The sequence below is a fragment of the Billgrantia saliphila genome (assembly GCF_002930105.1).
GTDB lineage: Bacteria > Pseudomonadota > Gammaproteobacteria > Pseudomonadales > Halomonadaceae > Halomonas > Halomonas saliphila.
Genome location: NZ_PJRN01000002.1, coordinates 127736 through 148513 on the forward strand (window position 1 = coordinate 127736; position 20778 = coordinate 148513).

Annotated in this window: 21 protein-coding genes and 1 tRNA gene; 10 read left to right on the forward strand and 12 right to left on the reverse strand. The window is 65.2% G+C overall.

Features of this window, described 5'->3' with window-relative positions; translation table 11 throughout:
- Positions 1 to 69: 69 nt before the first annotated feature.
- The 5 genes from CYJ07_RS02710 to CYJ07_RS02730 are packed head-to-tail and all read left to right on the forward strand — an operon-like array spanning position 70 to position 5847.
- Complete coding sequence (locus CYJ07_RS02710) at positions 70 to 2067, forward strand: TonB-dependent receptor domain-containing protein (RefSeq protein WP_104202138.1); 1998 nt, start codon at positions 70 to 72, stop codon at positions 2065 to 2067.
- 10 nt (positions 2068 to 2077) lie between these two features.
- Positions 2078 to 3136, forward strand: coding sequence for a hemin-degrading factor (locus CYJ07_RS02715; RefSeq protein ID WP_104202139.1), 1059 nt, complete (start codon positions 2078 to 2080; stop codon positions 3134 to 3136).
- Entirely contained in the window at positions 3133 to 4050 is a 918-nt protein-coding gene (locus CYJ07_RS02720; protein ID WP_104202140.1) for a heme/hemin ABC transporter substrate-binding protein, read from the forward strand. Before CYJ07_RS02715 ends, CYJ07_RS02720 begins: the two co-directional genes overlap by 4 nt.
- The gene (locus CYJ07_RS02725) at positions 4040 to 5092 is read left to right on the forward strand and encodes a FecCD family ABC transporter permease (protein WP_104202141.1); all 1053 of its coding nucleotides are present in this window, start codon (positions 4040 to 4042) and stop codon (positions 5090 to 5092) included. Before CYJ07_RS02720 ends, CYJ07_RS02725 begins: the two co-directional genes overlap by 11 nt.
- Positions 5086 to 5847, forward strand: a complete 762-nt coding sequence (locus CYJ07_RS02730; RefSeq protein WP_104202142.1) for an ATP-binding cassette domain-containing protein — start codon at positions 5086 to 5088, stop codon at positions 5845 to 5847. The genes CYJ07_RS02725 and CYJ07_RS02730 overlap by 7 nt, the downstream gene beginning before the upstream one ends.
- A gap of 81 nt (positions 5848 to 5928) precedes the next feature.
- Here CYJ07_RS02730 and CYJ07_RS02735 read toward each other — a convergent pair whose 3' ends face one another.
- From CYJ07_RS02735 to CYJ07_RS02770, 8 genes are all read right to left on the reverse strand, one after another.
- Complete coding sequence (locus CYJ07_RS02735; protein WP_104202143.1) at positions 5929 to 6420, reverse strand: 20S proteasome subunit A/B; 492 nt, start codon at positions 6418 to 6420, stop codon at positions 5929 to 5931.
- A 166-nt stretch (positions 6421 to 6586) separates the two neighbouring features.
- A complete protein-coding gene (locus CYJ07_RS02740) occupies positions 6587 to 7687 on the reverse strand; it encodes an App1 family protein (protein WP_231489511.1) in 1101 nt (366 codons plus the stop codon).
- Positions 7688 to 7864: 177 nt separating this feature from the next.
- Positions 7865 to 9307, reverse strand: a complete 1443-nt coding sequence (gene cysN, locus CYJ07_RS02745; RefSeq protein ID WP_104202144.1) for a sulfate adenylyltransferase subunit CysN — start codon at positions 9305 to 9307, stop codon at positions 7865 to 7867.
- On the reverse strand, positions 9307 to 10278 hold the full coding sequence (gene cysD / locus CYJ07_RS02750) for a sulfate adenylyltransferase subunit CysD (protein WP_231489512.1): 972 nt from the start codon (positions 10276 to 10278) through the stop codon (positions 9307 to 9309). Before cysD ends, cysN begins: the two co-directional genes overlap by 1 nt.
- Positions 10279 to 10397: 119 nt before the next feature.
- Positions 10398 to 11132 carry a metallophosphoesterase gene (locus CYJ07_RS02755; RefSeq protein WP_104202341.1) on the reverse strand — a complete coding sequence of 245 codons (735 nt, stop codon included), beginning with the start codon at positions 11130 to 11132 and terminating at the stop codon, positions 10398 to 10400.
- Entirely contained in the window at positions 11132 to 11581 is a 450-nt protein-coding gene (locus CYJ07_RS02760; protein ID WP_104202145.1) for a DUF1249 domain-containing protein, read from the reverse strand. Before CYJ07_RS02760 ends, CYJ07_RS02755 begins: the two co-directional genes overlap by 1 nt.
- Position 11582: 1 nt before the next feature.
- A complete protein-coding gene (locus CYJ07_RS02765) occupies positions 11583 to 12227 on the reverse strand; it encodes an NUDIX domain-containing protein (RefSeq protein WP_104202146.1) in 645 nt (214 codons plus the stop codon).
- 80 nt (positions 12228 to 12307) lie between these two features.
- Complete coding sequence (locus CYJ07_RS02770) at positions 12308 to 12943, reverse strand: tetratricopeptide repeat protein (protein ID WP_104202147.1); 636 nt, start codon at positions 12941 to 12943, stop codon at positions 12308 to 12310.
- 179 nt (positions 12944 to 13122) lie between these two features.
- Here CYJ07_RS02770 and greB point away from each other — a divergent pair, with 179 nt between their 5' ends.
- On the forward strand, positions 13123 to 13671 hold the full coding sequence (gene greB / locus CYJ07_RS02775) for a transcription elongation factor GreB (protein ID WP_104202148.1): 549 nt from the start codon (positions 13123 to 13125) through the stop codon (positions 13669 to 13671).
- Here greB and CYJ07_RS02780 read toward each other — a convergent pair.
- Genes CYJ07_RS02780 through CYJ07_RS02790 form a run of 3 tightly spaced genes read right to left on the reverse strand, consistent with a single transcriptional unit; the run spans position 13641 to position 17023 of the window.
- Entirely contained in the window at positions 13641 to 14651 is a 1011-nt protein-coding gene (locus tag CYJ07_RS02780; RefSeq protein ID WP_104202149.1) for a methyltransferase, read from the reverse strand. The genes greB and CYJ07_RS02780 overlap by 31 nt on opposite strands.
- Positions 14648 to 15463 carry a methyltransferase domain-containing protein gene (locus CYJ07_RS02785; protein WP_104202150.1) on the reverse strand — a complete coding sequence of 272 codons (816 nt, stop codon included), beginning with the start codon at positions 15461 to 15463 and terminating at the stop codon, positions 14648 to 14650. The genes CYJ07_RS02780 and CYJ07_RS02785 overlap by 4 nt, the downstream gene beginning before the upstream one ends.
- A gap of 33 nt (positions 15464 to 15496) precedes the next feature.
- On the reverse strand, positions 15497 to 17023 hold the full coding sequence (locus tag CYJ07_RS02790; protein WP_104202151.1) for an amidase: 1527 nt from the start codon (positions 17021 to 17023) through the stop codon (positions 15497 to 15499).
- A 79-nt stretch (positions 17024 to 17102) separates the two neighbouring features.
- Here CYJ07_RS02790 and CYJ07_RS02795 point away from each other — a divergent pair.
- The 4 genes from CYJ07_RS02795 to CYJ07_RS02810 all read left to right on the forward strand — a co-directional run bounded on the left by CYJ07_RS02795 (position 17103) and on the right by CYJ07_RS02810 (position 19314).
- Positions 17103 to 17179 (forward strand) — tRNA-Arg (locus CYJ07_RS02795).
- Between the two features lie 302 nt (positions 17180 to 17481).
- Positions 17482 to 18450 carry a YihY/virulence factor BrkB family protein gene (locus tag CYJ07_RS02800; protein WP_104202152.1) on the forward strand — a complete coding sequence of 323 codons (969 nt, stop codon included), beginning with the start codon at positions 17482 to 17484 and terminating at the stop codon, positions 18448 to 18450.
- A 146-nt stretch (positions 18451 to 18596) separates the two neighbouring features.
- Complete coding sequence (locus CYJ07_RS02805; RefSeq protein ID WP_104202153.1) at positions 18597 to 18971, forward strand: SPW repeat domain-containing protein; 375 nt, start codon at positions 18597 to 18599, stop codon at positions 18969 to 18971.
- A gap of 85 nt (positions 18972 to 19056) precedes the next feature.
- Entirely contained in the window at positions 19057 to 19314 is a 258-nt protein-coding gene (locus CYJ07_RS02810; RefSeq protein WP_104202154.1) for a hypothetical protein, read from the forward strand.
- Between the two features lie 319 nt (positions 19315 to 19633).
- Here CYJ07_RS02810 and CYJ07_RS02815 read toward each other — a convergent pair whose 3' ends face one another.
- Entirely contained in the window at positions 19634 to 20725 is a 1092-nt protein-coding gene (locus CYJ07_RS02815) for a porin (RefSeq protein WP_104202155.1), read from the reverse strand.
- Positions 20726 to 20778: the final 53 nt, after the last annotated feature.

The following is a 20778-nucleotide window of genomic DNA, read 5'->3' on the forward strand; positions in this document are numbered from 1 at the left end:
GCCAGCCAGGTAGCCCACGCCACCCAGCCAGCCGCTCATCGCCTGATTCGACAAGGGAACTTCAGGAACATGAAGCGAGCAACGAGCTGTACCGGCGCCCTGGCGCTGTTCCTCCTGTCACCGCTGGCCCAAGGCCAGGCGGCCCCGATGACACCGGCAATGCAGCCCGAGCTGCCTCCGCTGGTGGTGACCGGCACCCGAACCCCCACCGACACCTTTCGCGCACCGCTGATCATTGACGTGATCGGGCGGGACGACCCGGCGCTCTCCACCGCATCGCGGGTGGAGGACATTCTCGCCGACCAGCCCGGCCTGCACGTGGCCGGCCAGGGACGGCGCAACGGCCAGACACTGAGCCTGCGCGGCTTCGACAGGAGCGGCGTGTTGGTGCGCCTCGACGGCGTGCGGCAGGACATCGACACCGGCCACATCGGCAACTTCTTCGTCGACCCTGCGCTGCTGCGCGAGGTGCAGATCGCCCGCGGCGCGCTGTCGAGCCTCTACGGCAGCAATGCCATGGGCGGCGTGGTCAGCTTCGAGACGGTGGACGCCGAGGACCTGTTGCGCCCGGGCGAGACGCGTGGCGCACGCCTCTCGCTGCGCGGCGCCACGGCCAGCGACGAGCTCGGCGCAACGTTGACCCTGTTCGGCCGACGCGATACCGCCGCCGGCCCCGTCGACGGCCTGCTCGCCATCGGGCGCAGCGAATCCGGCGACATCCGGCGCGCCGGCGGCCAGACCACGCCGGAGGACGCCAGCCTGAACAGCCTGCTGGCCAAGGGCGGCTGGCGCCTCAGTGACGACCACCGCCTCTTCGCCAATTGGCAGCACTATCGGGAAAATGCCGAGCAGCCGCCTAATCCGCAAAGCCTGACCGTCGAGAACGACGCTCTACGCGATCGCGATACCACCAGCGACAACGTACAGCTCGGACATCGCTGGTCGCCCGCCGCCGTCACCCAGCTCGATACACGTGTCACCCTGAGTCGCCAGGAGGTCGAGGAGCCCGCGGCGGAGCGTACCTTGCAGCGACTCGGCGTGCAGAGCGACGGCTATCATCGCCTCGAGCACGGCTGGCTGTCGCAGACGCTGGCCTTCGGCGCCGAGGCGAGCCGCGCCACCCAGCGCCCGGGAGGCACCGCCTCGGGGTTCCCCGACGCGGATATCGATAGCACCGCGTTCTATCTCGACGACACGCTCACCGTGGGCCGCTACCTCGACGATGGCGGTGTCGGCGAGTTCGACCTCGGCCTGGGTGCGCGCCACGACCATTACCGCGCCGAGGACAACGAAGGCCGCGAGAGCGACGAGAGCCGGCTCTCGCCGCGTCTGAGGCTGGCCTGGAGGCCGAGCGACGACCTGATGTTCTACAGCGGATACGCCGAGGCCTTCCGCGCCCCCACCCTCTCGGAGCTTTATGCCGACGAGCGGCACTTCGGCGGCTTCTGCATGGGTCCCTTCGTCTGCGTTCCCGACAACTTCTGGGTGCCCAACCCCGACCTGAAGCCGGAGACCAGCAAGAGCTGGGAGAGCGGCCTGGCCTGGCGCTTCGGCGACTGGGGGCTGCGCGCCAGCTATTTCGATACCCGAGCCGAGGACTTCATCGACACCGTGGTCGACATCTTCGCCGGCACCACTCAAGACGTTAACGTCAATCGCGCCCAGCTTTGGGGCTATGACGCGCGCCTCGACTGGTCGCCTTCGGGCGCTCCCGTCACGGCCTTCGTGGGCCTCGCCGAGGTCAGCGGGCGCGACCGCGACAGCGGCGAGCCGCTAGGCAGCCTGACCCCGCTGGAGGCGCTGACCGGCCTCGACTATCACCTCGCCCACCCGAACCTGGTCCTGGGGTGGCGCGGCCGCTTCGCACAATCCTTCAACGAACAGGCAAGCGACGACGAAACGCTGCCCGGCTACGGCCTGCACGACCTGCAGCTGGCCTGGCAGTTCACGCCCATGCTCAGCGCATCGCTCAAGCTGCGCAATGTCGCCGACAAGGAGTGGTACCGCCCCGACGGCAGCCTCGGTGACGGTCGCAGCCTGCTCGCCAACGTCAGTCTGCAGTGGTGAAGGAGTTTTCATGAACGCAACGACACAGACCCGACAAGCCATTCTCGACGCCCTCGACGCCACCCGTGCCGCAACTCCGCACTTGCCGGCGCGGGACATCGCCCAGCGCCTCGGCATCAGCGAGGGCGAGCTACAGGCCGCGCGGCTCGGCCGCGACGTGCTCACGCTGCCGCTGTCGCCCCATGCGCTGGCTGCACGCTTCCAGCAACTGGGCCAGGTCAAGGCGTTGACCCGCTCGCGCCATGCCGTACTCGAGCAGAAGGGGCAATATCCCGCACTGCGCGGCTCGGAGCAGGCCGGCCTGCTGCTCGATCCGGGCAGGCTCGATTTGCGCCTGCATCTGGCCCGGTGGCACTGGGCCTGCCTGATTCGCGATCAGTTGCCCAATGCCGTGGGCGACGGCGAGACGCGACTGAGCCTGCAGGTTTTCGATCGCCACGGCCGCGCCCTGCACAAGATCTTCTCCCTGGCAACTGACGCGCTGGCGGCTTGGCAAGCTCTCGAGGCGCTGGGCGACACGCAGGCACCCGCCTTCACCCAGCTCGCCGAGCCGCAGCCGCGCCCCCTGCCGCAGATCCCCACGCTTGCCGATGAATGGTCGCGCATGCGGAACGTCCACCAATTCCTGACCCTGCTGCGACGCCATGCGCTGCGCCGACACGAAGCCAACGCTCTGATGGAGGGACGCTTCACGCGAGCGCTTTCGCCCGCGGCCTGCGCTCAGGCCCTGCACCGGGCCGCCGAGAGCGGATTGCCGCTGATGCTGTTCGTGGCCAGCCCCGGCTGCGTACAGATCCGCACCGGCCGCATTCCGGCGCCCCAGCGCATGCGCGGCTGGCTCAACTTGTTCGACGACGACTTCACGCTGCACCTGAACGATGCCGGCATCGTCACGGCCTGGCAGGTGCACAAGCCCAACCGCGACGGTGGCGTCACCAGCCTGGAGCTCTTCGACGCTCAGGGCGGGTTGGTGCTCCAGATCTACGCCGAGCGACGCGAGGGCCAGGTCGAGAGAGATGAGTGGCGACAACTGTTGGACGATCTCGACGCCCGGGAGGTCGCGGCATGACCCCGACTCGCCACCTGCGTCTGGTCGTGACGCTGGTGGCCTGCCTGTGGCCAGGCTGGCAGGTGGCATTTGCCGACTCGACTCCACGCAGCGTGGTAATCGGCAGCGACATCGCCGAGATCATGGCCGCCCTCGATGCACTGGGAGGCGTGGTGGGACGCGACGATACCAGTCAGTATCCCGCGGCAGTCGCCGCCCTGCCCTCGGTGGGCTATCTGCGACACCTGGCGGCGGAAGGGGTACTGTCACTGGCCCCCGAGCGCGTGCTCGCCGCCGCGGCGGCCGGGCCTCGAGAGGTGCTTGCGCAGCTTGAAGTCGCCGGCGTCGAAGTCGTGCGCGTCGAACAAGGAGCCAACCTCGCGGCGCTGCCCGACAAGGTTCGGGCCGTGGCTCGAGCCGTCGAGCGCGAGCGTCATGGCGAAGCGCTGGTGGCCGACATCGAGGCGGATCTCGCTCGCCTTGAGGAACTGCGCAACGCCACCCAGTCAGTCGCTCCGCGTGCCATGTTTCTGCTCAGTCACAGCGGCATGACACCCATGGCGGCGGGCCGGGACACCGCGGGCCAGGTCGTGATCGAGGCCGCCGGCGGACGTAACGCCTTCGAGCAGTTCGGCGGCTACAAGGCGGTGGGCGCCGAGGCGCTGGTGGCCCGTTCACCGGAGGTGGTGATCGCCACCCGCAGCGGTCTCGAGGGCATCGGCGGCACGGCCCGGCTATGGCAGTTGCCGGGACTAGCCATGACCCCGGCGGGGCGCGAACGCGCCCTGATCGTCTGCGACGACCAGGCCCTGCTCGGCTTCGGGCCGCGTACCCCGACCGCGCTGATCGCGCTCCACCGCGCCCTGCATGCGGCGACGGAGGACGCGAACGACCATATCAGGGAAGCCTGCGGGAGAGTCGCAGATGAGTCGTAGCCTTGCCTCTCCCCTCCGCTGGCGCCCCCGGGTTGAACGCCGACTGACACGTCCTCCCGCCACAGTGCTCACCGCGCTGGCCCTGGCCACGCTGCTGGCGCTGATGATTGCCGCCATGAGCGGCAGCGTCGGGCTATCGCCCAAGGTGCTGCTCGGCGACTGGCCAGCTCCGCTCGCCTGGCAGGTGTGGTGGCAGTTGCGCCTGCCACGGCTGATCCTGGCTGCCCTCATCGGCGCCATGCTGGCCGGTAGCGGTGCGGCCATGCAGGGGTTGTTCCGCAATCCGCTGGCCGATCCGACCCTGCTGGGCCTGGCCAGCGGCGCGGGGCTCGCAGTGGCGCTGTGGGTCGTGTTGCTGGAGGGTGCCGCCGGCGCCTTGGGGCTGTACGGACAGTTCCTGGCCGGCTTTCTCGGCGCACTGGGCGTGTGCGTGCTGGTGTTCGCGCTGGGCGAGCGCCAGCGCGGCCAGGAAGCGCTGTTCACTCTGCTGCTCGCGGGCCTGGCGATCAATACCCTGGCCGGCGCGCTTGGCGGCGTGATGGCCTTCATCGCCAGCGACGAGCAGCTGCGCCAGCTCAGCCTGTGGGGCATGGGCAGCCTGTCGCATGCGCTGTGGAGCGCTGCGCTCGGTGCCCTGATCGGCATTCCGCCGGCGCTCTGGTGGCTACTGCGCAGCGCCCCGGGGCTCGATCTGCTGCAGCTCGGCGAACTGACCGCCCACGGCGCCGGGCTCGACGCCCCACGACTCAAGCGCCGGGTGGTACTGGCCACGGCGCTGGGTGTCGGGCTCTGCGTGGCGCTGGCCGGCATCATCGGCTTTCTTGGGCTGCTCGTGCCGCACTGCCTGCGCCTGTGGCTGGGACCGGGACACCGGCTGCTGCTGCCCGCCTCGATGCTGGGCGGCGCCCTGCTGTTGATCGTGGCGGATACGCTGGCCCGCACTCTGGCGAGTCCCGCCGAGATACCGGTGGGGCTGATCACCAGCCTTCTCGGCGGCCCCTACTTCCTGTGGCTGCTGCTCAAACGGAGGATGCCATGCTGACCCTGTACAATGCCGGCTTCATCGCGTCCCCTTCGCTCGCCCCCATCAGCGACCGGCTCCAGCCTGGCGAACTGCTCGCCATCGTCGGCCCCAACGGTGCCGGCAAGAGTACATTGCTCACGCTGCTATCGGGATACCGCCGCCCGGATCGCGGCAGCGTCTGCCTGGGCGGCGTGCCGCTGCATTGCTGGGATCCCAGGCAACTTGCGCGCCGCAGGGCCCTGGTGGCGCAGAAGCTCACCCTCGGCTTCGACTGGCCGGTGCGCGATCTGGTGGCCCTGGGCAGCGATGCCGCACCGGACGAAGTCGAGGCAGCGCTGTCTCTGCTCGACCTGCAACCGCTGGCAGCGCGCGGGGCGCAGCACCTTTCGGGAGGAGAGACCCAGCGCGTCATGGTGGCCCGGGCGCTCTGTCAATTGGGGCTGGGGAGTATCGCGGGCATGCCGCTGGGCGGCATGCTGTTGCTCGACGAGCCGACCAGCGCACTGGACATCGGTCAGCAGCAACGGCTGATGCGCCTGCTGCGCCGCCTGGTGGAGGTGCAGCGCATGACCGTCTGCTGCGTGCTGCACGATCTCAACCTGGCGGCGCGCTATGCCCACCGGGTCTGGCTGCTGGAGCGCGGCGAGCGCATCGCCGCCGGCACGCCCGAGGCCGTACTCACGCCGGGCTGCCTGGCCCGCGTCTTCGATGCCGAACTGGACGTCAGCGTATCGCGAACGGATAACGCACCGCTGGTATTGCTGGCTCCCTGAGCGAAGTGCAGACGGCGAAGCCCCGGCCTTGGCCGGGGCTTCGTACTGTCCGCTAGCGCGATACCAGACGCGATCGAGAGGCTATGAGAACTGCGCCTCGGCGGGTGTCGTCTCGACGTCGCGCATCAGCGTCTCGAAAGGCATGCCGGCCCGCGTCGCGGGCGTGACCGACTGCACCTCACCGCCGGTGTCGTGGTCGCGGGTGATGGCGTACCCGACCGCTTCGATGGCGCTCTTGCCGTGATCGATAGCGGCCAGCGCCCACTTCCAGCCAGTGCCATAGGCAACCGGGCCGTGAACCGGGATTCGCACCAGCTTGTTGAACATTTCGAAGACCCCGTCTGGGCCGGCAATGATCATTTCAACACGCGTTACGTGAGGCTTGGCATCCCTTGGTGCCCCGGCATTGAGCCATTCCATGACCTCCCACCACTCCTGCTGTTCGCCGGCGAAGGCCACCCACTCACCGCTGTCGAGCTGGAACAGCTTCTGCGCGTGGTTGTAGGTCGAGCCATTGACACTAATCAGCGAATCCGTCGCGAGAGTCGTTCCATCCCATACAATTGTGGTCATGTGGGCACCTCGGTATTGATAGTGCGCGGGCTTCAACGTCAATTCACGAAGCCCCTTGCGTCAAGCGCAGGGTAATGAACAAAAACGCAAGAAATCGATACATAGCGTAACGCTTTCGCTGGGTGTCAAAAGGCTCGACAGAGCGAATCCGTGACGCTAAATCGAGCTATCGGGAGGATTCCCGGCGCACCTTTTCCAGCCCCGTTTGGGAGATGAGATTTTGCTCGAAGGCATGCTCGGCCATGGCGACGCTGTCTTCGGCCAGCATCAGATCGCAGCCGGTATGGCGGATCTCGTCGCGCAGTCGGTCGATGGCGCGCTCACGATCAGGCTTGCGCTCGACCCGCCGTATATAGACCGCGCGGACCCGCTCGGGGAATTCATGCACGATTCGCGTATAAACCTCGGGATCGTGCTGGCCGCTGTCCCCGATCAGCACGCAGGGCAGATCGTCGCGCATCGACAGCATGTGCAGGATCATGTCGTACTTGTGATCCTCGGCACGGCGCGGCCATGGCTTGCGCCAGGAGATGCCCCACTCGCGCAGGAACAGGATCGGCCCGACGGGGATGCGGTTGAGCTGAAAGAACTCCTCGAGCATTTCGTAGATGCTCCAGGGCCCGCGGGACACATAAAGGATCGGCCGTTTGGCATGCCCGCTCGCCCCCGCGTGCAGCGCCTGGTACAACGCCGCCGCGCCGGGAAAGGCCATGCGCTGGTGCGCCTGCTTGACGAACAGGCGGTGCAACATGCGCAGCTTGTTGGCCACCCCGGTATACATCACCGTGTCGTCGATATCACTGATCACCAGCAGATCGGCATCCGCCGGCGGTATGTAGACCTCGGCGAAGGAGTGGACCGGCTTCGCCTCGGGTAGCACCACGTGCAGCTCGGCATGGTGCCAGGCGGTATCCGCCGGCAGCGGACGCTCGAGGGGAAGATGCACGTCGAAGTAACCGTCGCGGTCGGTGGTCACGGTCGTGACGTTCTCGCCCAGGCTCACTTCCACATCCACTTCAGGCAGCCCGCGACGGATGATTCGTCGGAGTAAATCCGCCAAATCGCGCAGGACACCGTAGCGGGGAATGCGATCGCTCAGCGCCGTCTGGCGAAAGACCCGGCCCATCAGGAACACTTCGCTACGCGAGCCATAGCCGCGGTACGGGTGCACGAAACAACCGCCGCGTCCACGATCGCCCCACATGGGCCGTGCCGCGATGCGCAGCAGACGTCGCAGGAAGCCCCCGGCTCGACGCCGACCTACCATTGGCCGCCTCGCCCGGCGCCCCGTGATCCGTGAAGGCTCGGTCTTTCTTGGCGTGGGTCCATAGCGTCCTCCCTGACACTCGACGTGACCCGGCCCAATGACCGGGTCACCTACAGTGTGGAGGATCGGGAGACGAGATCAACCGTTAGAAAGAGACGCTTCGTTAACCTGCATCTTTCAGTGCTTGAGCAGCTCGCGCACATCCCTGGCTTCCCAATGGGGGAAGTGGCGACGAATCAACGCGTTCAGCTCGATCTCGAAAGCCGCCCAGTCGACCTCGCTCCGAGCAGGCTGCCCCGCCTCGGCGGCCGCACGGATCATCCCCGCGCCCACGGTGACGTTGGAAAGCCGGTCGATGATGATGAAGCTGCCGGTACCGGGGCTCTGCTCGTAGGGGTCGAGCGGCACCTCGGCGGTCAGCTCGACCCGGCAACGGGCGATGGCGTTGAGCTCGAGGCGCTCGGCGGCATGCCGCTCCAGCGTGTTGACATCTACCTGATGCTGGATGGCACTCACCTGCCCCGCCACCGAGCGACCCGCCAGGCGAATGTCGTACTGTCGTCCCGGCAGCAGCGGCTGCTCGTGCATCCAGACGATGTCGGCGTCGAAGGCGTTGGCGAGCGCCACCTCGGCATCCTCGGCCACGATCCAGTCACCGCGAGAGATGTCGATCTCGTCCTCCAGCGTGACGGTCACCGCCTGGCCGGGCCAGGCCGCCTCCAGGTCGCCGTCATAGGTCACCACACGTTCGACACGACTGGTCTTGCCCGATGGCAGCGCCTTAACGACCAGGCCGGGGCGCAGCACGCCGGCCTCCAGCGTGCCGGCATAGCCGCGGAAGTCGAGATTGGGCCGGTTGACGTACTGCACCGGAAAGCGCAGGTCCACCAGGTTGCGATCACGGGTGACCTCCACCGTTTCCAGCAGCTCGAGCAGCGCCGGTCCGGCCTCGTTACCGTGGCGATACCATGGCGTCCGGTCGCTGCGGTTGACCACGTTGTCACCCTCCAGCGCCGAGATCGGCACGAAGTGCAGGTCTCGCACCGAGAGCTGCTCGGCAAAGCGACGGTAGTCGGCGACGATTTCGTCGAAACGCGCCTGCGAAAAGTCCACCAGGTCCATCTTGTTGACCGCGATGACCAGGTGCTTGATGCCCAACAAATCGGCAATGAAGCTGTGCCGGCGGGTCTGGGTCTGCACGCCGTAACGCGCGTCGATCAGAATGATCGCCAGGTTGGCGGTGGAGGCCCCGGTGGCCATGTTGCGGGTGTACTGCTCATGGCCCGGAGTGTCGGCAATGATGAACTTGCGCTTGTCGGTGGAGAAAAAACGGTAGGCAACGTCGATGGTGATGCCCTGCTCGCGCTCCGACTGCAGCCCATCCACCAGCAGCGCCAGATCCACGGCGTCGCCGGTGGTACCGCTCTTCTTCGAGTCACGCGTTATCGCCGCCAGGTGATCGTCGAAGATCATCTTGGAGTCGTGCAGCAGCCTTCCGATCAGGGTCGACTTGCCGTCGTCCACGCTGCCGCAGGTGATGAAGCGCAGCAGGTCCTTGTTCTCGTGCTCGTGCAGGTACTGCTCGATGTTGTCGGCGATCAGTGTCGATTGATGTGCCATCAGAAATAGCCCTCACGCTTTTTCTTTTCCATCGAGCCCGCCTGGTCGTGGTCGATGGCGCGGCCACTGCGCTCGCTGGTACGGGTGAGCAGCATTTCCTGGATGATCTCCGGCAGCGTGTCCGCCTTCGATTCCACCGCGCCGGTCAGCGGGTAGCAGCCCAGGGTGCGGAAGCGTACCCACTTCTCCTGCGGCACTTCGCCGGGCTCGAGCGGCAGGCGCTCGTCGTCGACCATGACCAGCATGCCGTCGCGCTCGACCACCGGGCGCGGAGCGGCATAGTAGAGCGGCACGATGGGAATCCGCTCGAGGTGGATGTACTGCCAGATATCGAGCTCGGTCCAGTTGGAGAGCGGGAAGGCACGAATCGATTCGCCCTTGTTGACCCGCGCGTTGTACAGATTCCACAGTTCGGGACGCTGGTTCTTGGGGTCCCAGCGATGGTATCTGTCGCGAAACGAGAACACGCGCTCCTTGGCGCGGCTGGCCTCCTCGTCGCGACGGGCGCCGCCGAAGGCGGCATCGAAGCCGTACTTGTCCAGCGCCTGCTTGAGCGCTTGGGTCTTCATCACGTCGGTGTAGCCGCTGGAGCCGTGATCGAACGGGTTGATGCCAGCAGCACGACCCTCCTCGTTGATGTACTCGATCAACTCCATGCCGGACTCGGCCGCCATGCGATCGCGGAAGGCGATCATCTCGCGGAACTTCCAGGTGGTGTTGATGTGCATCAGCGGAAACGGCGGCGGCCCGGGATAGAAAGCCTTGCGCGCCAAGTGCAGCATCACCGAGGAGTCCTTGCCGATCGAGTAGAGCATCACCGGGTTACGGAATTCGGCCGCCACCTCGCGGATGATGTGGATCGACTCGGCCTCAAGCTGCTGGAGGTGGGTCAGGCGGCGATGGGGCAGGGATGCCGACTTGCCGGCGATCTCGTCGGCCGGCTTCTTCTCGGGAGCATGGAGACTGGTCATCGGCCCGGGTACCTCGCATGACGATGGGCAAAGGGAATCATGCGAGACAGGGTAACGTCAGGCCGGAAATAACGTAAAAGAATGATTACCTATCTTTTTAGCTCAAAAAAGAATATTCGCTAGAGATCGACCCGCTCCACCCAAGTGAGCCATTCGTCAGCCTGCAGATCCACGATCCGGTAACCGGGGCGCGAAGCCTCGTCGACAGCAAAGTCCTCGGCGCCGGGCAGGAACTGGTCGGTGGTGGAGGGGCAGCCATAGATCGCCACTTCGCCGTCGGGCAGCGCCTGGCGAGCGTGGAACGCCTGATGGATATGACCGCACAGGATCAGCTTCAGTTGAGGAAATGGTGCCAGGGTCTGCCACAGCGCGTCGCGATCCTTAAGCCCGATCCGATCCAGCCAGGCCGACCCGACGACAACGGGCGGGTGATGCATCGCCAGCAATGTCGGTCGCTCATCCTCGCCCAGGCGCTCGGCGAGCCGCGCCAGGCGCTCCTCGCCCAGCTCGCCGTGGGCCTGGCCCTTGACGCCGGTATCGGCGATCAACAAGCGCCAGCGGTCGAGATCGATCTCCTCGTGAACAGCGTGCACGTCCGCCATCAGCGAGGGCTGATCGTGATTGCCTCCCAGCCAAAACCAGGGGCACTCCAGCCGCGACAACGCCTGCTCGGCCAATTCATAGGACCCCGCCGTCTCGTCCTGGCTGACGTCACCGGTCACCAATACGACGTCCGGACGCTCGCCACGCACGGCCTCGACAACGGCCTCGAGCTGGCGCAGGGGAAAACCGGCACGTGAACGGGCCCAGGGATCGGCGTGCAGATGACAGTCGCTGATCTGGACCAGGCGCATCATCCCGGCAGTTCCGTCACGCTGGTCGGGTGGCCGTGGGCCAGGCCATGGGCCAGCCACTCGCCGAGAAAGCGGTTGAGCTGCAGCTTCTCGTCGGGCTGGAACATGCGCACGTTGGGATAGCGATAGCGGCCGTTGAAATGGCGCTCGCGCTGGAAATCGGTGACCTCGGCCATGCGCACGTCGTGATAGAGGTGCACGCGCATGCGCGGCGGTTCGATGACCGCATCCATGAGGCCGCTCTGGCTCACCCGAGCGATAGTGGTATAAGGCGCCTGCTCAAGCACCGACAGCCAAAGAGTACCGAAGCGGCCACGCTTGCCGCTCAGCTCGAGCTCGAGCGTCTCGCCCTCGCCGAGATCGCCCAGCAGGCGCGTCAGACGCAGGTAGTTGGCGCTGCATTCGCCCTGCAGGCTCTTCAGATCGGTGACATAGGCGGTTCTCGCCACGCTACCCCCTTGCTCGTAAAGATGCTCGTTCGCCTGCCAGCCAGTAGAAGGCGATCAGACACATGGCATTGTCGAGTCGACCCGCCTGCAAGAGTTCCCAGGCGCGATTAAACGGTAGCACGTGGACACGGATGTCTTCATGTTCTTCCTCCAACCCGTGCACGCCGCCCAGTCCATCGCAGTCGACCAGAGCACAGAACAGCGTGACCCGCTCGTCGCAGGCACCGGGGCTGGGATAGTAGGTGTGCAGTTCGATCAGCTCGTTGACCTCGCAGTTGGCCTCCTCCAGCGCCTCGCGCCGCGCCACCTCGGCCGCATTCTCACCGGTCTCGACCAGGCCGGCCACGACTTCGAGCTTCCACGGCGAAACGGGATCGTCCATGGCACCGGCCCGGATCTGCTCCACCAGCACCACGGCGTCGCGCTCGGGGTCGTACAGCAGCACCCCCACGGCATCGTGGCGATGGTGCACCTCGCGCACGACTTCATCGCTCCAGCCGCCCTCGAAGAGCCGATGGCGCAGATGTACCTCATCCAGGCGGAAAAAGCCCTGATGCAGGCAGCGACGCTCGATCAGCTCGGCGTCGCTGCTGTTGAACGAGGGAAGGCGGTCGACATTTCGTCCATGGTCACGGTTGTCGGTCATGCGATTCTCCGAATCGACGAATGGCGACCATTATCATGACCCCGGGCGGGTATGCCAACCGCCGCAGTGACGGGCGTGGCTCAGAGCCGCGACTGCAGGCGGCGAGCCTGCTCGCGCAGGGCCTCGTCGGAAGCCTGGCGATCCTCGCGTGCCGTGCCTTCCACGGCACGACGCGCGTGCTCGCGAGCCTCATCCAGGCGTCCCTCGTCCTCGAGGAAAGCCGCATAATAGTAATTCACGTCGATGCCGTCGGGGCGGATCTCCAGCGCTCGCTGAAACATGCGCTCGGCGGTATCGCTGTTGCCGAAGCCGAGCGGGCGGCCCGGGGCACGGTCATAGAGCGCCCCCAGCGTGACGTAGGCCGAGCCGTTGCCGCCCTGCGGGTCGAGCTCGATGGCCTGCTCCAGCGCCTTGCGCGCGCTGCGGGCACTGCTGAGCGCCCCCAGGCCGCTGCGCTCCCGCGCATGAGAGGCCTCGATGATGCCGTACCAGACCAGTGGCTGAGCCTCACCTGCGTTGGCCTCCGCCACACTCTCGGCCTCGTCGGACAGCGATTTCAGCGCGGCGCGGCGCTCGCCCTCGGCTTGCTGCGTGTTGATCTGTTCCCAGCGCTGCTTGAGCGACTCCACCTCGCTCTCCCATGCCAAAGCTCCGGCAAACGGGGCGAGCAGTAGACCGGCACCCAGGGCGGCACCGATGAGCTGACGTCGTAGCATGTCCAGACTCCTTCCTTATCCATCGAGGATTGTTCTTGGGGTACGGCACTGCCGCACTCAAAATGTAACGAACGTTTGAATGATACGCCAGTTCTCTTCACCCCGCCTGGCTCCACAACAGGGAATGACGTATGTTGCCTCTCTTGTCGTCACCGCGACCGAAGGAGGATAGAAACGGCATGAAAGGCCGCAACATGACGCGCTGGCGCGACCCGGCCAAGGATCCGCGCCAGGAGCCGAAGAGCAACCTGATCACGGCCGAGGGCGCCGAGCGCCTGCGCGGCATCCTCGATCACCTGTCGCGGATCAAGCGCCCCGCCCTATCGGCCAAGGTCGGCGAAGCCGCCGCGCTGGGCGATCGCAGCGAGAACGCCGACTACACCTACAACAAGAAAGAGCTCAATCGGGTCATCGCGCGCATCCGCTACCTGACCAAGCGGCTCGACGAATTGCAGGTGGTGGATCGCCTCCCGGCGGATACCGGTCGGGTCTATTTCGGCGCCTTCGTCACGCTGGAGGACGAGGACGGCGAGGAGATGAAGATACGTATCGTGGGCCATGACGAGACCGATACGGCCAAGCGCTGGATCAGCGTCGACGCTCCGCTGGCCAAGGCCTTGCTGGGCAAGTCCCTGGACGACGAGTTCACCGTGGCGGCACCGGCCGGCAACACCACCTACGTGATCACCGAGATCGGCTACCGCGACCCGGCCAGGCAGGCCCGATAGACTCGAAAGCGACGGTCGTCGGCAAGAATCTCGAATCCGCCGAAGGCCTGCTGCAGCAGATCCGCATAGGGCAGGAAGGCATTGGCCACCAGTACGAGCTGCCCCCCCGGTTGCAAGTGTGCGGGCGCCTCGCGAATCAAGCGGCCCGCCGGACCGTAGTCGATGCTGCGCTCCTGATGGAACGGCGGGTTGCTGACGATGGCGGCAAAGCGGCGAGCCGGCAGCGCCGAGTAGACATCGCTGGCCAGGGTGTGCCCAGCGAGCCCGTTGGCGGCCAGGGTGCGCCGGGCCGCCTCCACGGCGAAGAGGTTGACGTCCACCGCCGTCACGGCGTGGCCACGGCGCGCCAGCCAGGCCGAGAGAATGCCGTCGCCGCAGCCCATGTCGAGGACATCGCTCGCACCGCTGGAGCCCGGCAGCACGCCGGGAAGGGTCTCCAGCAGCAAACGGGTACCGTCATCGAGCTTGCCGTGGCCGAACACCCCCGGGTGGCTGGCAAGCGTCATTCCCTCGGCCTCGAACGCCGTCCAGGCGGCCTCGGGCTCGATCCCCACCCGCCCCAGGCGCGTCTCGACCAGAAGGCAGCGCCGGGCGCTGTCGCGCTTGCGACAGCCAAGCCCGAGCGCCGCCAGTACCTTGAGCACGCGCTTGATGCCGCCCTGGTTCTCCCCCACCACCTGCAGCGGAGTGCCTTCCGGCAACCCGGCGCACAGCCATAGTAGCCACCATTCGCCCAGCGCATGGCTCTTGGGCCAGAACAGCACCGCGCCGGGCGGCTCGGCAACCTCGGGGCCATCGAAGGGAGAAAACGCCGGGCGACCCCGCTCACGCCACGCCTTCAGTACGCCATGATCGCCGCTGAGCACGCTGCCCTCCCCGCCCTCCAACCAGGCATCCCGCGGCGGCGCCACCCAGAGCCAACCGCGGTAGTCGAGGTCTTGACGCTCCAACAGCTGACAGACGGGAGTCTCGGCACTCATCGGACAGGCTCCTCCTTGGCTGGCGAGGCAGCCTCGCCGGCGACGAACGTATAGAGCAGGTAGCGCCCCAGGCGCCAGTGCGGCTCGCTGCGGCAATAGCGCTGCTCCAGCGCCACCAGCCGCTCCCAGTCGGCTTCGCTCGCCGGCGGCTGGCGCAGATAGTCATGGAAGACGCGAATCCCGGCCACCGCCTGGAGCGATAGCCCGCACTCGCGGCTCCAGGCGACGATCCACTCATGACTCAGAGGCGAGATGGGAGTCAGGCGCTGACGCTTGCCGGTGCCCTCCAGGCGATCGTCCAGCGCCTTCTGCAGGTTACCCTTGACCACATTGGAGAATCGCAGGGCATCGCGGTTGAACACCATCAGCGACAGCTGCCCGCCCGGAGCGAGCCGGCCGGCCAGGATGTTCAGCGCCGTACGGGGATCGTGCATCCACTCCAGCACCGCGTGGCAAGTGATCAGCGGCCAGGGGCCGGCGGCCCGGCTGGGCAAATCCTGCAGCGAGGCCTCCACGTAGCGTACCGGCAGGCCCTCGAGTTCGAGCCGGGCCCGCTCGAGCATGTCCCGGGCGGGCTCGAGCAGCGTTACCGCGTGCCCGCGCCGGGCGAACCAGGCAGCCAGTTGACCCAGGCCGCCCCCCACGTCGAGCATCGGCTGGCCGTCGAGGGCGAGCATCTCCGGCAGCAGCCGGTCGAGCAGGGCCAGGCGCAGCGCCCCGCGCGGGCCGCCGTAGAGGCTGCCGGCGAACTTATCGGCCAGGCCATCGAAGTGACGATCGCCGGCCGGCGAAAGCGATGTAGGATCGGACATGGGGCAACTCGAGCGGCGGCTGTGCCGCGCATTCTACTCGCCACGGCCGGGTGACGAAACGCGCGTGGCCATGGGCAGGCGCGGCGCCCAGGGCGTAGCGGCTTCCACCTGCGCGGCCAACGCCAGCAAGCGACGCTCGTCGCCCATGCCGCCCAGCACCTGCACACCCACCGGAAGGCCCTCCGGCGTGACATGCAGCGGCAGTGACATGGCCGGCTGGCCGGTCAGGTTGGCGAGCTGGGTGAAAGGCGTGCGAGCCAGCGCATCCCGCGTCAAGTGGTCGAGCGCCCCCGCCTTGAGTGCCAGCCGGGCCACGCCGGGTAGTGCCAGCAGCGACATCAGCCGCTCCCGCGCCGGGCTCGGATAGTGCTCTCCCAGGCGCGGCGCGGGCGCCGCCGTCACCGGCATCACGAGCACATCGAAACGGTCATGAAATTCGCCCATGGCACGCGCCGCCGCGTTCCAGTCGCGCTTGGCCAGCTCGTAGTCGCGTACCGGCAGATGCCGGCCCAGGCGGCCGATGGCACGGGTCGAGGGTTCGATGGCCAGGCGTGGCACGGGCACACCGGTCTCGTGGGCGATCCAGGCCAGGTCGGCGCTGACATGCCCCAGGTAGAGAGTCAGGTAGGCACTGGCCAGACGCGCGCCATCGACGGGCGGGTCGGCCCATTCCACTCGATGGCCGAGCGAATCCAATTGGCTTGCGGCACGCTCGACCGCCAGGCGTACTTCGGGATGGATCACGGTACCCAGCGGCCCGCCGAGCGGTTCGCCCAGCGACACCGCCACTCGCAGCGACTCGGGCGGCCTCTCCAGCGCTGCCAGGAATCCTCGCTCTTGTGGCAGCGGGCAAGAGGCGCCCCGGTCCATGCCGTTGATTGCATCGAGCAGTGCCGCGCTGTCACGCACGCTACGGGTTACGGCGTGCTCCACCACCGCACCCTGCCACACTCCGGCATATAGCGGCCCCTGCGGCACGCGCCCGCGCGAGGGCTTGAGGCCGAACAGGCCGCAATAGCTGGCGGGAATGCGGATCGAACCGCCCCCGTCGCCGCCCATCGCCAGTGGCACCAGCCCTCCGGCCACCGCCGCGGCCGCCCCGCCGCTGGAGCCGCCGGGAGAATACGAGGGCTGCCACGGGTTCACCGGATGGGGAAACGCTCGAGGCTCGGTGATCCCCATCAGACCCAGTTCGGGGGTGGCCGTCTGACCGAGGATGACGAAACCTGCCAGGCGCAGGCGGGAAACGAGAGTCGAATCAGCCGGCGCCTTCCACTCGGCCAACGCCGCGCTGCCGAAGGCCAACGGCTCCCCTGCGAGTGCCGTGAGCAGGTCCTTGGTCAGGGTCGGTACCCCGGCGAAGGGAGCGGCGGTATCGATCGCTTCCAGCTCTAGCCGCGCCCGCTCGAAGCGAGTGCGCACCAGCGCATGAAGTCGCGGGTCGTTTCGCTCGATGGCCAGGCAGGCAGCCTCGAACACCTCCGCCCGGCTCACTTCTCCGACGCGCAGCAACTGTGCCAGACCGAGTCCGTCATATCGTTGGTATTCCTCGATCCGCATCCGTCCCTCCGCGCCTGGCGGGTCCAAGCCCGACCGGTTTATCTTGCCGCCCTGAGCCCGTATAATGCGCAGCCGTACGGCCCCCATAGCTCAGCTGGATAGAGCGTCCCCCTCCTAAGGGGAAGGTCCCAGGTTCGAATCCTGGTGGGGGCACCAGCAACCCCCTTCGTGATCGATTTTTCCGCAAGCCTCTTCTTACCCTATTTTGCAAGCTAATGTAGCAGCAAGCGTTTGAGACTTCCGTTTACCAAAAAATGACTCTGATGTTCCGAGCCAAGATAGGCAGGTCACATCTTCATTGACGTTAGTTAAAGTAGCGCCAAGGATAGGCTAAACGCCGCGCGAACGAATGCCTGCATTTTCCAACAGACCGTAACCCTTTGCGCTTTGCAGAAGCTATTCACGTTACCTATTTTTTAATGTGAAGCTAATCTTGCTTTGCTATTCAGGGACGAAACATGGCAAACCGCAACGCGGCAACTTCCCAGCGTGGGCGGCAAGCAGACCGTCCAGGTCAGATACCCAAGCCCGGCTGGAAGGATATTCTCAAGCGAACCAAAGAAGAAATGGCCCGTGATCATGTCTCGATAGTGGCAGCGGGCATTGCTTTCTATGGGCTGCTGGCCATCGTTCCGGCCATCGTGGCGACTATCTCCATCTGGGCGCTCGTGTTCGATCCTCAACAAATCACTCAGCAAATCTCGAGCATCAGTCATCTGCTTCCTGAAGAAGCCGCAGATATCATCCAGCAACAGGCCGAGCAGGCCAGCCAGGACGCTGGCGTAGGCATGAGCCTGGCAGCCATTTTCGGGATATTGCTTGCTGTCTATAGCGCTTCACGAGGCATTGATGGGCTCATGGAAGGGCTGAACATCATCTACGACGAACAGGAAAACCGGGGAGTCATCAAAAGAACGGCGCTGAAGTTGATCCTGACGTTAGGTGCGATTCTCATGACGCTTGTAACGCTAGGCGTCATTACGGCCATCCCCGCCATCGTCGAGCTAATCGGGCTGCCCGATGTCTTCGGCACCCTTGTCAACTTGGTGCGCTGGCCACTGCTGATGATCGTTGTCATGCTGGCAATTGCAGTACTTTATCGTTATGGCCCGGATCGCGATAAACCCCGCTGGCAGTGGACAAGCATCGGCTCGTTCGTTGCCGTCCTGCTATGGATCGTGGGCTCGATCGCTTTTTCAATCTACGTGCGCAATTTCTCCAGCTACAACGAAACCTACGGATCCCTGGGCGCGATCATCATACTGCTGATGTGGTTCTGGCTCTCAGCGTTCATTGTACTCATGGGAGCGGAGCTCAATAGCGAAATGGAACATCAGACAAAGCACGATACCACGGTGGGCGGAGACGAGCGAATGGGTGAGCGAAACGCGCATGTGGCCGACACCGTAGGCAAAAGCAATACATGACCCCGACTCCGGCGCGCTTACGGTTCGTCAACCGGCGCAACATAAACGCACAATAATCCGAGATATAGAGTCTCCTCCTATGCCATGCTGAATTAGACTTCGGTATATGCCGAGGTTGTGACCCCTGGCTTACAAGGAGGATAGCCATGCGTTTCATCTCGACTCGTGTACACGGAATGGTCGATTACCTGATGGGTCTGCTGCTCATCGTGGCGCCTTTCATTTTCGGCTTTGCCACCGGTGGTGCCGCCCAGTGGGTGCCGATCATTCTGGGCGTGGTAATGCTGGCCCAAGCCATCATGACGAAGTACGAGCTTGGGCTCATGCATCTCATTCCCATGCCGACCCACCTCATCATGGACTTGCTCAGTGGTGTCTTGCTGCTGATCTCACCCTGGCTGTTCGGTTTTGCGGACGTCGTGTACTTGCCGCACGTGATTCTTGGTCTGCTCGAGATCGGTGCCAGCCTGACCACGGAGAAGGAGCCACGAGGGCTACGCTCGACGACTCATCATCCATGAAGATGGTGACGTGAACGACTCCCATACACGAGGAACCGTGTTAGGATAAAAGCGCCATTACTTGAACTTCAGGCAGGAGGCCAGAATGTTTCAACGTCCAAGGAAGGTTGCATGTCCCGAATGCAGCGGTAGCAATTACTGGAAAGCCAATCCGAAGCCAACGGATGTGCTGCATTGCCGCTACTGCCACGCTGCGATCGCTTCGTACGAAAAGTACGTGCAAGTCACGGCCCAGCAGGAAGCACAGCGGCTGCTGGCGGAGTTCGTCGAAAGCGACGTCTCGCGCGATCTCGCGCATCTGAAGGCCGTTCTGGCCACTCCCGAACTGCGCTCCAGTCTGTAAGCGGCGAGCCCCCCAAACCTAGTAACGGCCACCTTCGCGGTGGCCGTTTTCGCTTCAAGCCACAGCCGTAACCTTGGCCTTGGCACGACTTGGCGGACCATCCTCTCCTCTGCCACTGACACCAGCGCCGGGTAGTCGTGGATGGTCATCTCACGACCGGCCAGCGTCACCCCGTGCGAAACATGCCATTTCCGGCAAATGCTCAGCTTCCTTGACGCAAATCAACCATGCCGTTGAGAACATGGAGGCAATAAAAAACCGGCCCCGAAGGGCCGGTTTGTCGTCGATCGCTCGACGTATCTCGCTGTGCGAGGCTCGCTTAGAAGTGGTAGCGAGCGCCGGTCAGCCAGTACATGTCAGAGCCATCATCAACTTCGATACCACCGGAGCCGATAGTGGCATCCGGCTGATCTGCCTGGTGCAGCTCAAGGAAGACGTCGAAGTTGCTAGCGAGCTTGTAGTAGGTGCCAGCGGCCCAAGCCAGACGCTCATCGGAAGCATCTTCTGAGTCCACGTTGTAGACATCAGCGTTAAAGGCCCACTGACCCATGGCATAGGTCATACCCAGGCCCCAAGTGTCGAAGCCGCCGCCGTAAGTCTCGTTGTCGTCACGGGTTTCGTAACCCAGACGAGCAGAGAACTGGTCGTTGAAGGCGTAGGCGGCAGTGGCACCGTAGCGTACCTCGTCGTTGCCAACCGCATTGCTGTTGGTCAACCTAGCTCCGCTGGCATCCACGATGGCCTCGTCGTCGACATAACCCAGCGCCAGGCGCAGGCCGCCCACTTCGTACTTCACACCGCCCTGAGTGACGGTTTCAGAAGACGCTTCAGATGCTTCAAGGGTATTGCGATCGCTGTAGTGCTTGGCCTGCAGGAAGGCCTGGAAGCCGCCCAGATCCGGGGTGTAGTAGCCGATGGAGTCACCGCGGGAGTGAGTTCGATGACTGGCGAACTCGAGGCCGCGGTCGATGTAGACATCGAACGGGCTGGAGACGAACATGTTGTACATGCTGTCGAAGTTACCGGCCTGAACGGTACCGAAGGAGGCGCTGCGCAGGCCAAGGTACGCCTGGCGGGTCTCGCTGAAGGCATCGAAAGAGCTGACACCGTTGGAGCCGGCCTCGTCGGCACGGAAGCGCCACTCGAGGTGAGCGAAGGCGCTCAGGTCGCTGTTGATCTGCTGCTGGCCGCGCAGGCCCAGGCGGGAATAGACGTCGACAAACTCGGCGCCATTGTCGATCTCATTGCCCGCGCCGTCGTATTCGTCACCGCCGCCGGCGATACCCATGGCAATACGGCCGTAGACATCCAGACGGGTGCCGTCCTGGTCGTAAACGGTGGCAGCTTGGGCAGAAGTGGCGCCGTAGACCATGGCACCGGCAATGGCAGTCGCTAACAGTGTCTTTTTCATCGCGATAGTTCCTTTCACTAGCTTACTGTTTCGATCGTTACTGCACGGATCGG

Coding starts and splice junctions, on each gene's coding strand:
- CYJ07_RS02770 (WP_104202147.1), bottom strand. CDS start 12,943: ATGCTACGACGTCAGCTCATCGGTGCCGCCCTGGGTGCCGGTCTACTG.
- CYJ07_RS02730 (WP_104202142.1), top strand. CDS start 5,086: ATGCTGACCCTGTACAATGCCGGCTTCATCGCGTCCCCTTCGCTCGCC.
- cysD (WP_231489512.1), bottom strand. CDS start 10,278: ATGACCAGTCTCCATGCTCCCGAGAAGAAGCCGGCCGACGAGATCGCC.
- CYJ07_RS02815 (WP_104202155.1), bottom strand. CDS start 20,725: ATGAAAAAGACACTGTTAGCGACTGCCATTGCCGGTGCCATGGTCTAC.
- CYJ07_RS02720 (WP_104202140.1), top strand. CDS start 3,133: ATGACCCCGACTCGCCACCTGCGTCTGGTCGTGACGCTGGTGGCCTGC.
- CYJ07_RS02710 (WP_104202138.1), top strand. CDS start 70: ATGAAGCGAGCAACGAGCTGTACCGGCGCCCTGGCGCTGTTCCTCCTG.
- CYJ07_RS02735 (WP_104202143.1), bottom strand. CDS start 6,420: ATGACCACAATTGTATGGGATGGAACGACTCTCGCGACGGATTCGCTG.
- CYJ07_RS02725 (WP_104202141.1), top strand. CDS start 4,040: ATGAGTCGTAGCCTTGCCTCTCCCCTCCGCTGGCGCCCCCGGGTTGAA.
- CYJ07_RS02780 (WP_104202149.1), bottom strand. CDS start 14,651: ATGAGTGCCGAGACTCCCGTCTGTCAGCTGTTGGAGCGTCAAGACCTC.
- CYJ07_RS02765 (WP_104202146.1), bottom strand. CDS start 12,227: ATGACCGACAACCGTGACCATGGACGAAATGTCGACCGCCTTCCCTCG.
- CYJ07_RS02810 (WP_104202154.1), top strand. CDS start 19,057: ATGTTTCAACGTCCAAGGAAGGTTGCATGTCCCGAATGCAGCGGTAGC.
- CYJ07_RS02785 (WP_104202150.1), bottom strand. CDS start 15,463: ATGTCCGATCCTACATCGCTTTCGCCGGCCGGCGATCGTCACTTCGAT.
- CYJ07_RS02755 (WP_104202341.1), bottom strand. CDS start 11,132: ATGCGCCTGGTCCAGATCAGCGACTGTCATCTGCACGCCGATCCCTGG.
- CYJ07_RS02715 (WP_104202139.1), top strand. CDS start 2,078: ATGAACGCAACGACACAGACCCGACAAGCCATTCTCGACGCCCTCGAC.
- CYJ07_RS02800 (WP_104202152.1), top strand. CDS start 17,482: ATGGCAAACCGCAACGCGGCAACTTCCCAGCGTGGGCGGCAAGCAGAC.
- CYJ07_RS02805 (WP_104202153.1), top strand. CDS start 18,597: ATGCGTTTCATCTCGACTCGTGTACACGGAATGGTCGATTACCTGATG.
- CYJ07_RS02740 (WP_231489511.1), bottom strand. CDS start 7,687: ATGGTAGGTCGGCGTCGAGCCGGGGGCTTCCTGCGACGTCTGCTGCGC.
- greB (WP_104202148.1), top strand. CDS start 13,123: ATGAAAGGCCGCAACATGACGCGCTGGCGCGACCCGGCCAAGGATCCG.
- cysN (WP_104202144.1), bottom strand. CDS start 9,307: ATGGCACATCAATCGACACTGATCGCCGACAACATCGAGCAGTACCTG.
- CYJ07_RS02790 (WP_104202151.1), bottom strand. CDS start 17,023: ATGCGGATCGAGGAATACCAACGATATGACGGACTCGGTCTGGCACAG.